Annotated in this window: 9 protein-coding genes and 2 pseudogenes; 6 read left to right on the top strand and 5 right to left on the bottom strand. The window is 72.7% G+C overall.

All coding sequences use genetic code 11. The annotated features are described in order from the left end of the window. Positions 1-40: 40 nt before the first annotated feature. Both AOK23_RS14855 and AOK23_RS14850 read right to left on the bottom strand, forming a co-directional pair. Positions 41-1996 (bottom strand): annotated as a pseudogene (locus tag AOK23_RS14855) (ABC transporter permease subunit); the annotation flags it as partial. After that, a complete protein-coding gene (locus AOK23_RS14850) occupies positions 1996-2493 on the bottom strand; it encodes a hypothetical protein (RefSeq protein ID WP_055713190.1) in 498 nt (165 codons plus the stop codon). The pseudogene AOK23_RS14855 and the gene AOK23_RS14850, both read right to left, overlap by 1 nt. A gap of 129 nt (positions 2494-2622) precedes the next feature. On the opposite strand from AOK23_RS14850, the gene AOK23_RS14845 reads away from it, so the two are divergent. The 5 genes from AOK23_RS14845 (at position 2623) to AOK23_RS14825 (ending at position 7811) form a co-directional block, all read left to right on the top strand. After that, a complete protein-coding gene (locus AOK23_RS14845; protein ID WP_055713191.1) occupies positions 2623-3201 on the top strand; it encodes an MTB12 C-terminal domain-containing protein in 579 nt (192 codons plus the stop codon). Next, complete coding sequence (locus AOK23_RS14840) at positions 3176-4474, top strand: ABC transporter substrate-binding protein (RefSeq protein ID WP_055713189.1); 1299 nt, start codon at positions 3176-3178, stop codon at positions 4472-4474. The genes AOK23_RS14845 and AOK23_RS14840 overlap by 26 nt, the downstream gene beginning before the upstream one ends. A gap of 172 nt (positions 4475-4646) precedes the next feature. Then, on the top strand, positions 4647-5909 hold the full coding sequence (locus tag AOK23_RS14835) for a glycosyltransferase family 4 protein (RefSeq protein ID WP_055713188.1): 1263 nt from the start codon (positions 4647-4649) through the stop codon (positions 5907-5909). After that, positions 5906-6736, top strand: coding sequence for a hypothetical protein (locus AOK23_RS14830; RefSeq protein ID WP_055713187.1), 831 nt, complete (start codon positions 5906-5908; stop codon positions 6734-6736). Before AOK23_RS14835 ends, AOK23_RS14830 begins: the two co-directional genes overlap by 4 nt. Before the next feature lie 64 nt (positions 6737-6800). Continuing rightward, positions 6801-7811, top strand: coding sequence for a helix-turn-helix transcriptional regulator (locus AOK23_RS14825; protein ID WP_055713186.1), 1011 nt, complete (start codon positions 6801-6803; stop codon positions 7809-7811). Here AOK23_RS14825 and ctaD read toward each other — a convergent pair. Continuing rightward, complete coding sequence (ctaD, locus tag AOK23_RS14820) at positions 7720-9453, bottom strand: aa3-type cytochrome oxidase subunit I (protein ID WP_055713185.1); 1734 nt, start codon at positions 9451-9453, stop codon at positions 7720-7722. The two genes, AOK23_RS14825 and ctaD, sit on opposite strands and share 92 nt — an antisense overlap. Before the next feature lie 378 nt (positions 9454-9831). Here ctaD and AOK23_RS14815 point away from each other — a divergent pair, with 378 nt between their 5' ends. Then, complete coding sequence (locus AOK23_RS14815) at positions 9832-10047, top strand: I78 family peptidase inhibitor (protein ID WP_055512626.1); 216 nt, start codon at positions 9832-9834, stop codon at positions 10045-10047. A 105-nt stretch (positions 10048-10152) separates the two neighbouring features. Here AOK23_RS14815 and AOK23_RS14810 read toward each other — a convergent pair whose 3' ends face one another. Together AOK23_RS14810 and AOK23_RS14805 are read right to left on the bottom strand one after the other, a co-directional pair. Then, on the bottom strand, positions 10153-11178 hold the full coding sequence (locus AOK23_RS14810) for a phosphatase PAP2 family protein (RefSeq protein WP_055713184.1): 1026 nt from the start codon (positions 11176-11178) through the stop codon (positions 10153-10155). A gap of 238 nt (positions 11179-11416) precedes the next feature. Next, a pseudogene (locus AOK23_RS14805) lies at positions 11417-12012 on the bottom strand (hypothetical protein); the annotation flags it as partial.

Raw genomic sequence — 12012 nt, 5'->3', positions numbered from 1 at the left:
CTCACACCGCCGCACCGCCGGGCTCGGCTGCCGGCGGTGCGGCGGTGTGAGGTGTCGGTCGGGGCGCCTTGGGTGGTGCGGCGGTGTGGGACGCAGGGTGCCCGCTCCCTGCCGCGGCCCGCAGTCTGTCCCGTACCCGGGCCCCCAGCGGTGTCGGTGTGGGGCTCCGCTCCGGGCGCAGGCGGGTGAGGGCCGTGCGGGCCGCCTCGTAGGGGCCGGCGGGGAAGCGGCCGATCAGGGCGGCCAGGACGCCGATCACCGCGGCGGCGACGCCGCCCCGCGTGCCCGCGTCCAGGCCGACGAGCAGGGCGGCGGCCGCGAGCGCGCCGAGGGTGCTGTCGGCGCCGAGGACGACGATCGCGGCGAACCACAGGAGGCCGCGGACGGGGTCGAAGGCGGCAGGGTCGAAGGCGCGGACGCCCATCGCGAGCATGCCGCCGCCGAGGGCGGCGAGGGCGGCGCCCGCGACGAAGGCGGCCAGTTTGAGGGAGGGGACGGGGACGCCCGCCGCCGCGGCCCCGGACTCGTCGTCCCGCATCGCGGCGAGGGCCCGGCCGGTGCGGCCCCGGCGCAGCGCGTGCGTGGCGAGGAGCGCGCCCGCGAGGAGGCCCAGCTCCAGGACGTAGTACGCGCGGTCGCCGTCGAGGCCCGCCGGGCGGTCCAGGGTCAGGCCGGACGTCGCGTACGGCTGGGCGAAGACGAAGCGGCTCACCCCGACGCCGACCGCGAAGGTCGCCAGCGCCAGGGCCAGGCCGTGGCGGCCGATGGCGGGCCAGCCGGTCAGCAGGCCCAGTGGCGCGACCAGCAGGGCGGCCACCAGGAGGGCGGCCAGCTCGGGCAGGGACGGCAGCAGCGGGAAGCGGCCCGCCGCCAGCAGCGCCGTGAACAGGGCACCCAGGCCCGCGTACGCCGCCTGCCCCAGGGAGATCTGGCCGCCCCGGCCCGTCACCACGACCAGGGACAGCAGGATCACGCCCAGCGCCGGGACCTGGACGGAGGTGTGCAGGTCGCGGCCCGCGAAGCCGAGGGGGATCAGGAAGAGGAGCACCGCCACGATCCAGGCCCCGGCGGGTGTCCGGGCCCGGGCGGTCGCCGGGCGCGGCAGCGCGTCGCGGGCGCCGACGCCGGGCAGGACCAGGGCGGCGACGAGGAGCGCCACGACGAAGAGGTTGGCGCCCACGGCCTGGATCAGGGGTTCCGCCCGCCCCGACGGGTGGAACCGGGTCAGCTGGCTCTGCGCGACGCCGATACCCAGCGCCACCAGGACGGCCACCAGCAGGCTGCGCATCCGGGCGGCGACCGCGACGGCCACCACCTCCATCACCAGCAGCGGCATGCCGTACGGATCGAGGCGTACGTAGGGGGCGAGCAGGACGCCCGTCAGGCCGGCCGTGAACGAGCCGAACGCCCAGCCCGCGGCGGCGACCCGGTCCGCGTCGATCCCGCCGAGGACGGCGAGGGACCGGTCGTCCACGACCGCTCTCAGCTCCCGCCCGAAACGCGTCCAGCGCCGGGGCGCCCGGCGTCCGCCGGAAGGCCGCAGTACCGCGCCCACCACCGCCGCGACGGCCACGGCCACCCCCAGTTGCCCCCACGGGTCGGCCGCCACCAGCGTCGGCGCGTCGTCCCGCGCCCCTTGGCCCCACAGCAGCGCCGCCCCGCCGACGAGCAGCACGAACACGCCGATGGAGGCCACCAGGGTCTGCGCCGGGTCACCGCCGAGCACGGCGAGCGGGCGGAACACGAAACGCTCCAGGGCGAGGCCGATCGCCGGGGCCACCACCAGCAGGGTCACCACGGCGGACGGCCACAGGGGCCACTGCCACTCGACGGTGAACTGGCGGAGCAGATACGCGCAGACCATGGCGATCGCCCCGTGCGCGAAGTTGAGCACCCCGGTGGCCCGGTAGGTCACGACGAGGCCGATCCCGGTCAGGGCGGCCGCGCCGCCGACGGACAGACCGGCCAGCGTGAGGTCGTACGTCAGGGACGCCATCAGCCCTCCGGTGGGCCGGCCGGGTCGTCGCGTCCGGGCGGGTCGCAGACGGGGCACGGGCGCAGTCCGCTCCCGGACAGGGCCCCCACGTCCACGGGCACCGCGTCGGCCTTGCCGGCGGCCAGCGGGCAGTCCGCCCGGTGCCAGAGGGTGCCGCCGGGCACGCGGAGCAGCTCCTCGCTGGTGGCGAGGGGCGTGGCCGCCGCCCGCCCGGACGCGTCGGCTTCGGCGGGCTCGGTGGCGACCAGGAGGCCGTACAGCTCCTCGACCCGGGTCGCCGCCAGGGCGTCCCGGCCGTGGGCGAGGAGGACCGCGCCAGCGACGATCAGGGCGGCGCCGGGGACGGTGCAGGAGGCGAGGTACGGCAGCTGACGTTCGGCGAAGCGCTCGCCGGAGACGCCGTACCAGCCGACGACACAGAGCACCGCGCCGCCGGCGAGCGCGGCCCAGCCGGCCCAGAGGACGGGGTGCGCGGTCCGTGGAAGGGGTGTCCGCATCCGGGGCTCCCACACGTGGTGTCTGACGGGTTCTCAGATATGCCGATGGAGTTGCACTATGCCTTGTGCGAGCTGACCCTGAAAGAACCGGGCGCCTACCGCCCGGACCGACACCCGGTGGTGAGCCAGATGGTTCTCGGGAGCGACCTCAGGCGGGGGAACGTACGGCGGGGCCGCGGCCCTGGGGGAAGCGGGAAGGCCACGGCGCTGGCCGCCGCGCTGGCCCTCTTCCTCGCTCCGGCCCTCGCGGCGTGCAGCGACGACAGCGGCGGGGGCGGCGACGCGACACCGCCCACCCCCTCGGTGGAGAGGACGACGGGCGAGCCGGACGGGGCGAGCGCGAGCGGACCCGCGGACGCGGAGGCGGCCGAGAAGGAGATCCGGCAGAACTGGGCGACGTTCTTCGACCCGACCAGCTCCAAGGAGGACCGGCAGGCCGTCCTGGAGAACGGCGAGCGGATGGGCCCGGTCCTCGACGCCTTCAGCGGCGACGAACGCGGACAGCGGGTCGAGGCGAAGGTCACGAAGGTCGAGTTCACGTCGGCGACCGGCGCGGACGTGACGTACTCGCTGCTGATGAAGGGCGCCACGGTCCTGCCGGACTCGGCGGGCACGGCCGTCGAGCAGGACGGCACCTGGAAGGTCTCCGTCAAGACACTCTGCGGGCTGGTGGGGCTGAGCGGTGCGTCGGCGGTCCCAGGCTGCTGAGACCGTCGCCGCGGCCCTGCTCCTGCTGCTGACCGCGGCCTGCGGCAGCCGCCTCCCGGAGAGCGACTTCGAGGACCGGTCCACCGCGCCGCCGGCCACCGGGCGGGCCGGCGCCCCGATCCGCGTCGGCATCATCACCAGCGCCACCAGCCCCGTCGGCGGCGACGCCTTCACCGGGCCGAGCGACGGGGCGAAGGCCTGGTTCACCGCCCTGAACGCACGCGGCGGCGTCGACGGCCGCAAGGTCGAGGTGCGTGAGTGCGACGACGGCGGCAGCGGCGTCGGCAACAACGAGTGCGTCCACAAGCTCGTCGAGGAGGACCGGGTGGTCGCCCTGGTCGCGACCACCGCCCTCGACTACGCGGGCGCCCCGCGCGTCTCCCACGCGCGCGTGCCCGACATCGGCGGCCAGCCCCTCGGCCCGGCCTACGACACCTACCCGCACCTCTACAGCGTCTACGGCAGCCTCGCGCCCCGCAACGGCACCACCGGCTGGGACGGGAAGCAGTACGGCGGCACCGAGGTCTACCGCTACTTCAAACGCGAGCACGGCGCCCGCGCCGCCGCCGTGGTGTCGTACAACCAGGCCGCGTCGGCCGCGTACGCCCGGCTGATCGTCGACGGGCTGAAGGCCGAGGGGTACGAGGTCGTCACCGAGCAGCTCGACTTCGCGCTGCCCAACTTTCGCGCGGCCGCCGCCGACATCGAGGAGCGGGGCGCCGACCTGGTCTTCGACGCGATCGACGGCCACGGCAACGCCCGGCTCTGCGCGGCGATGGACGAGGTCGGCGCCGAGGTGACGGCCAAGGTCACCAATGTGCAGAACTGGACCTCTTCCGTCGCCGAGGACTACGCGGACGCCCCGCGCTGCCGCAACGCCCTGTGGGCCACCGGCTCCAGCCGCAACTACGAGGACACCGGACAGGCGGCCGTACGGGAGTTCAGGGACGCCACCGAGGGGCTGGGGACGCACTCCCAGTGGCAGCTGGAGGGCTGGGCCGCCGCCATGTGGTTCACGGACGCGGCGCGCTTCTGCGCCGGCACCGAGGAGGGCGTCACGCGCGCGTGCGTCGACCGGTTCATGAACCGCGACGAGCCGTACACCGCCGACGGACTCCTCCTGCCCGTCCGCTTCGAGCGGCTCGCCGAGCCGCCGGCCACCCGCAGCACCTGTCTGTCGGTCGCCCGCTGGCAGGACGGCCGCGGCTGGGTGAGCCAGGGGGACATGGACCAGAACTGCTTCGTGGTACCGCAGTTGTCCTACCGGCCCTGATGCGAAACGGCCCCGAAGGGTTCCCGAAACCGGTTACCGATCGCGCAACCGTTCCATGACAAGTTGATGTGGAAGCCCAACCATCCCCCATGAACCCGGGTCTAACCGTACGGCGGTGGACCAGCACTGCCAAAAACCGTCCGACCAGGAAGAAAAGGGCTCCGGGGGACCAATGCACATCTCTTTCCTGATACACAACGCATACGGGATCGGGGGGACGATCCGCACGACGTACAACCTCGCGAACAGCCTGGCCGAGCAGCACGACGTCGAGATCGTCTCCGTCTTCCGCCATCGCGACGAGCCGGTCTTCCGGCACGACCCGAGAGTCCGGCTCCGCGCCCTCGTCGACATCCGCGACGGCGGCGCCGACCGCGGCCACGCCGAACTGCGGCGCCCCGCCAAGGTGTTCCCGCGCGCCGAGGGCCGCTACGAGCAGTACAGCGCCCTGACCGACCGGCGCATCGCCGAGCACCTCTCCTCGGTCGACGCCGACGTCGTCGTGGGCACCCGGCCGGGCCTGAACGTTCACCTCGCCCGGCAGACCCGCCGCGGCCCGGTCCGCGTCGGCCAGGAGCACCTCACCCTGGACAGCCATTCCCCGGCGCTGCGCGCCACCCTGCGCGGCGCCTACCCCCGGCTGGACGGGTTCACCACGACCACCGAGGCCGACGCGCGCGCGTACGGCACCAAGATGCGGCTGCCCGGTGTGCGGCTGGCGGCCGTGCCCAACCCGGTGCCCGCGCCCGGCGTCGACCCGGCCGACGGCAGCGGCAAGTGGGTCGTCGCCGCCGGACGGCTCGCGCCCGTCAAGCGCTACGACCTGCTGGTGCGGGCCTTCGACAAGGTGCGCGAGGAGCGGCCCGACTGGCGGCTGCGGATCTACGGCAGCGGCAGGCAGAAGGAGGGACTGCGCGCCCTCATCGACGAGATGGGCCTCTACAACCACGTGTACCTGATGGGCCCCGCCCACCCCATCGAGCCCGAGTGGGCCAAGGGCTCCATCGCCGCCGTCACCTCCAGCCTGGAGTCCTTCGGCATGACGATCGTCGAGGCCATGCGCTGCGGCCTGCCCGTGGTCTCGACCGACTGTCCGCACGGCCCTGGCGAGATCATCGAGGACGGTGTCGACGGCCGCCTGGTGAAGGTCGGCGACATCGATGCCATCGCCGCCGGCCTTCTCGAACTCATCAACGACGACGCCAAGCGGCAGCAGATGGCGCACGCGGCGCTCAAGGACTCCGAGCGCTTCGACCCGGCCCGGATCGCCGAACGCCACGAGGCGCTGTTCACCGGTCTGATGGCCCGCGGCGGGACCTCACGGGTGGGCCGGGTGCGCGGCTCGCTGCACCGCACCCGTGGCGCGCTGCTCGGTGGTGCGTACGCCGTTCGTGACGCCGGGCGGTCGGCTCTCGGGAAGGGGCGCGCCGCATGACGTCACCGGCCCGCCGCGCCATGGCCCCCGGCGGCGAGGACGAGCCCGCCACGAACCCGCGCGCCGACTGCGTCGCCGACTTCGCCGGCGGCCTGACCTTCGACATCACCGACGAGGGCGGACTCGACCCGGCCCATCTCCTCCTGCGCCGCCGGGGCGGCCGGGAGGAGGTGCGTCTGCCCCTCACCCCGGCCGGCGGCGATCGCCTCCGGGCGGCGTTGCCCGGCAGCGTGGCCCTGCCCGAGGGCCGCTGGGACGCCTATCTGCGAGCGGCGGGCGCCGAGCCGCGCCGGCTCGCCCCCGGCCTCAACGACCTGCGCTCCCTGGTCGACCGGGTCCCCAGCGCGGCCGCCGAGCGGGTCGTCGTCCGCATCCCCTACGCCACCAAGCACGGCAACCTCTCCGTCCGCAGCTGGGAGCGCGCTCCGCACGCCGAGGCCGGCGCCCTGCACATCGGCGACGGCGAACTGACCGTCAGCGCCCGCCTCTACGGCACCGAAACCGCCCCGGACGCGTACGCCGAGGCCGCCGACCGGCACGGCGCGTTCCCGCCCGTCCGGGCCGACGTCACCCCGGCCCCCGGCGGTTTCCGCTTCACCGTGACGTACGGCGCGCTGCGGCCGGGCCTCTGGGACCTGTGGCTGCGCCCCGGCGGCGAGGCCGGGCCTCGGGTGCGGATCGCGCGGCTGCTCGACGACATCGTCGACAAGAAGCCCGTCTACGTGTACCCCACGGTCGGCGTCGACACGGAGCACGGCCCGGTGGAGGCCACCCCGTACTACACGGTCGACAACGATCTGTCGGTCACGGTCGCCGCCGTGGGCTGAGCGGCAAAGGGGCAGCGACGGTCGAGGACAGTAACTGTCCTCGACCGCTGGCAGACTCGCCCCCATGTTGGAGACATCGGCACGTCTGCTGCGGCTGCTCTCGCTCTTGCAGGCCCACCGCGAATGGTCCGGCTCCGAGCTGGCCGACCGCCTCGGCGTGACCCCCCGCACGGTCCGCCGGGACGTGGACCGGCTGCGCGAACTCGGCTACCCCGTCAACGCCAGCCCCGGCACCGGCGGCGGCTACCAACTCGGCGCCGGCGCCCAGCTGCCGCCGCTGCTGCTGGACGACGACGAGGCGGTCGCCGTCGCCGTCGGGCTGCGCACGGCCGCGGGCCAGGGCGTCGAGGGCATCGGCGAGTCCTCCGTACGGGCCCTCGCCAAGCTCGAACAGGTGCTGCCGAACCGGCTGCGCCGCCGGGTCGGCGCCCTCAACGCCTTCACCGTGCCGCTGCTGCGCGGCCCCCAGCCCTCCGCCGTCGACCCGGCGGTCCTCACCGACCTCGCCAACGCCTGCCGGGACGCCGAGCGCCTGCGCTTCGAGTACCGCGACCACGGCGGCGCCACCACCCGCCGTACGGTCGAGCCGCATCGCCTGGTGTGCACCGAGCGGCGCTGGTACCTCGTCGCCTGGGACGTCGACCGCGGCGACTGGCGCACCTTCCGCGTCGACCGCGTCACGCCCAGGCCACCGCACGGACCGCGCTTCACCCCCCGCGAGGCCCCGGCCGCCGATCTCGCCGCGTACGTCTCCGAGGGGATCTCCACGCGCGCGTACGCCGCCCACGCCGTGGTCCGGCTGCTCGTCCCCGCCGAGGAGGCCGCCGCTCGGCTCTCGCCCGCCGCGGGCACCCTGGAGCCCTTCGACGACGACAGCTGTCTGCTGCGCACCGGGGCGGCGAACCTCGATGTGATGGCCATCCACGTGATGATGACCGGCATCGCGTTCGAGGTCGTCGAACCGCCGGCGCTGACCGAGACGATCAGGACCCTTCGGGACCGTCTGACGGCCGCTCTTGACCGAAGCGCGGATGCGGCGTCCGCTCCTGGCCCTTCCGGGTCTGGGGCGGCGTGATCGCGGCGAACCTCGGATGGTGCAGGTCGAACGCCGGGGACTCGGAGCGGACCCGGGGCAGCGTCACGAAGTTGTGCCGCGGCGGCGGACACGACGTCGCCCACTCCAGGGACCGCCCGAAGCCCCACGGGTCGTCGACCTGGACCCGTACGCCGTACCGGGAGGTCTTCCAGACGTTGTAGAGGAACGGCAGCGTCGACAGGCCCAGCAGGAACGCGCCGATCGTCGAGACCGTGTTGAGGGCGGTGAAGCCGTCGGCGGCCAGATAGTCCGCGTACCGCCGCGGCATGCCCTCCGCGCCCAGCCAGTGCTGCACCAGGAACGTGGTGTGGAAGCCGACGAACAGCGTCCAGAACTGGATCTTGCCGAGCCGCTCGTCCAGCATCTTCCCGGTGAGCTTCGGCCACCAGAAGAACAGCCCCGCGAACGTAGCGAAGACGACCGTGCCGAACACCACGTAGTGGAAGTGCGCCACCACGAAGTACGAGTCCGTGACGTGGAAGTCCATGGGCGGCGAGGCCAGGATCACCCCCGTCAGACCGCCGAACAGGAACGACACCAGGAACCCGGTCGCCCACAGCATCGGCGTCTCGAACGACAGCGAGCCCTTCAGCATCGTCCCCGTCCAGTTGAAGAACTTCACCCCCGTCGGCACGGCGATCAGGAAGCTCATGAACGAGAAGAACGGCAGCAGCACCGCCCCGGTGGCGAACATGTGGTGCGCCCACACCACCACCGACAGCCCGGTGATCGCCATCGTCGCGCCGACCAGGGTGAGGTAGCCGAAGATCGGCTTCCGGCTGAAGACCGGGATGATCTCCGTGATGATCCCGAAGAACGGCAGCGCGATGATGTAGACCTCGGGATGCCCGAAGAACCAGAACAGGTGCTGCCACAGCAGCGCGCCGCCGTTGGCCGAGTCGAAGACCTGCGCGCCGAATCGCCGGTCGGCCTCCAGACAGAGCAGCGCCGCCGCCAGCACGGGGAACGCCATCAGGATCAGGATCGACGTGAACAGCGTGTTCCAGGTGAAGATCGGCATCCGGAACATCGTCATACCGGGGGCGCGCATCCCGACGATCGTGGTCAGGAAGTTCACCGCGCCGAGGATCGTGCCGAACCCGGCCAGCGCCAGCCCCATGATCCACATGTCGGCCCCGATGCCCGGTGACCGCTCCAGGCTGTTCAGCGGCGCGTAGGCGAACCAGCCGAAGGCGGCGGGACCGGACGGCACCAGCAGTGACGCCATGACGATCAGCCCGCCGAAGAGGAACAGCCAGTACGACAGCATGTTCAGCCGGGGGAAGGCGACATCGGGCGCGCCGATCTGCAGCGGCATGATCTCGTTGGCGAACCCGGCGAAGGTCGGGGTCGCGAAGAGCAGCAGCATGATCGTGCCGTGCAGCGTGAACAACTGGTTGAACTGCTCGTTGTCCACGATCTGCAGGCCCGGCCGGGCCAGTTCGGCCCGCATCACCAGGGCCATCAGACCGGCCGCCAGGAAGAACAGGAACGACGTGACCAGGTAGAGGTGGCCGATCTTCTTGTGGTCCGTGGTGGTCAGCCAGTCGACCACCAGCCGACCCGGCCGCTTGCCCCTCCGTACGGGTCGTGCCGACGCCGGTACGGTCTCGGTCCCCATCGCTCGCCCCTTCGCTGCCGCGTCCCGGGCCCGTGATGCACGCCATGATGCTCGCGCCCCGGCCGCTCCGACAGGGGGCGTACGGGGGAAGTGTGCGGGAACCGTGTATTTCCCATGAGGTCCCCGATTCCCGGAGTCGTCCGGGAATCGGTGGGAAAAGGCCGGACATGCACCGGACACACGGCCCCGGACCTGCTTTCCTACGGGCTATTCGAGATGGTGCCGAAGCGCTCCGGAATTGTGTTCGCCAGCGCGGGCAAGGCCCGCGGAACCGCTCGTACGTGTGACGAAGTTGGGCCGAAACGCGTGTTGTGGTTCTGTGACAGAAGCGTGACTGCGGGGGGACAGCGCCCCCTTCGGCCGCCTAACGTGGCGGGCATGGCACCGATTCCGCACTCGCCCGAAGAGCCCCGGGACAACCCCGACTCCTACGTCGGTCTGGAGGCGCCGAGCGCCGAGCGACGCGCCCTGGAACACGGCTGGTCCACCGTCAGAAAGCTGCCGCCGGGCGCGATCATCACCATGGAGTACCGCTTCGGCCGGCTCAACCTGGAGGTCGAGGACGGCCGGGTGAAGCGCGCCTGGAAGGGCTGATCCCGGACCTGGCCGGAGGCAGGACGGGCGAAGGCCCGGCTCGTGACGAGCCGGGCCTTCGCGGTGCGGGGCGTGGAGTGTGCGTACCTGCCCCGCTGTCTCGTGTCAGCCGCCCGCGACCGGCCGGGCCGTGGAGGTCCCCCGTGTCATGCGGTCCGCGTGGGGCGGCCGACGGTGGCCGAGCGGGGTGATCGGCGTCCGCTCCGACCTGGCCAGATGTGGGGTGGAGGGCAGGTGCAGCGGCACGATCGGGGCGTGGGCGGCGCGGGCCGCGATCCCCGTGTCGCGGACGCTCGCCGCCTCCTCGCCGGGTGTGCGCAGCGTGCTCGTCCCCACCGGCGCCGGGGTCGGGGCCGGAGTGGGGGCCGTCGTACGGCGGTCGCGCCAGGTGTCCCGCAGCGAGAAGATCCAGGCCTCCGCGCGGGAGATCAGCGGCTCGAACCAGGGCAGCGCCAGCAGGATCAGCAGACCCGCGGCCCAGCCCAGCAGGACGTCGCTGAGCCAGTGCGTACCCAGGTACACGGTGGTGAGACCGACGCCGAGCGAGGTCACGGCGGACAGCGCGGACAGCCAGCGCCTGGCCCGGGGGGTCGACGCCAGATACGCCAGGATGCCCCAGGTCACCACGGCGTTGGCGGTGTGGCCCGAAGGAAATATGTCGCCGCCCAGCCACATCTCGTTGGAGCCGATCTCGGTCGCGTAGTGCGGGCCGAGTCTGCCCATGCCGAGCTTGGCGGCGCCGACCGTGATGTTCAGCAGCAGCAGCGAGACGCCGAGCGCGAGCAGGGGGCGCAGGGTGTGCTGCCGCCAGGAGCGCCAGCCCAGCCAGGCCGCGACCATCACGGCGGTGGGGCCGCGCTGGCCCAGGACGACGTAGTAGTCGAGGAAGGCGTGGATCTCGGGCCACTGCTGGTACGGCCGGAAGAACATGATCTGCCAGTCGAGCCGCACGAGCCACGAGGTGATGATCACGGCCCACACGATGGCCACGTAGAAGGCGAGGGTCGACGAGAACAGCACCACACGGTGCCGCGTCATCACCGGCACGTCGATGTGGGCCGGTCGTTCAGGCTCACGGTCCAGCCTGGAGAAGACCCGGTCCAGACGGGTCGGCTTTAGTTCGGTACGCACTCAATCGACGTTACAGCGAGTGAGCTCCGGTGCGGCGTGAATCACCGGCTTTGTGATGACGCCGTGATGTGGGATTGCTCTCAGATTGATGTTTATTTCTGCTGAATGTTGAATGGATGGGCCGCTCGGCCTTCAATTCCATGGCCGAATGATGGTCCGTCGTTTTGCGGTCCTTTTGAATTCGTTCACCGTGTGCTTGCGCCGAATTACGCAACCGCTTCCCGCCGCCGGGGGGCGCTCAGGGCGGGCCGGAGCCATTCAGCCAGAACGCCCCGTAGGCCGCCGACACGGCCGCGACGCCGCCGAGCACCGCCGCCGACCTCGGGGTCCGCGCCCGGGCCAGGGCCAGGGCGAGGGGGAGGAGCAGCGGGAAGGCGGGCATCAACAGGCGCGGCTTCGAGCCGAAGTAACTCGACGCGCACAGGGCCAGCGCGGTCACGACCCCCGCGTAGACCAGCAGCGGGAGCGGCTGGCCCTGCCGGACGCAGATCACGTACAGCCACACGACCGCCGTCACACCGGCGATCAGACCGACGCCCGCCAGGGCCGAGGGGAACGACGTGAACTTGTCGGCGATGAACCGGGCGAAGGCGTAGCCCCCGTCGAACCCATTGCGCCAGCCCGCCTGGACGTCGAGATAGCCGAGCGGCCCCTTGCCGGTGCGCTCGCCGACCCACAGCACGTAACCGGCGGCGCCCAGGGGAGCGAGGAGCATGCCGAGGGCGCGCGGCCACCAAGGAGTGCCCCCCGACGCCTCCGGGCTCCGGTTCCGTACGAACGAGGGAGCGGGGTCGGGCGTGCGGGCCGACGCGGGAGGGGGAGCGGGGTCTGGGG

The organism is Streptomyces torulosus, assembly GCF_001419765.1.
GTDB classification, from domain to species: domain Bacteria; phylum Actinomycetota; class Actinomycetes; order Streptomycetales; family Streptomycetaceae; genus Streptomyces; species Streptomyces torulosus.
Note: the sequence above shows the minus strand (reverse complement) of the source record. Positions and strands in the feature narration are given on the sequence as shown.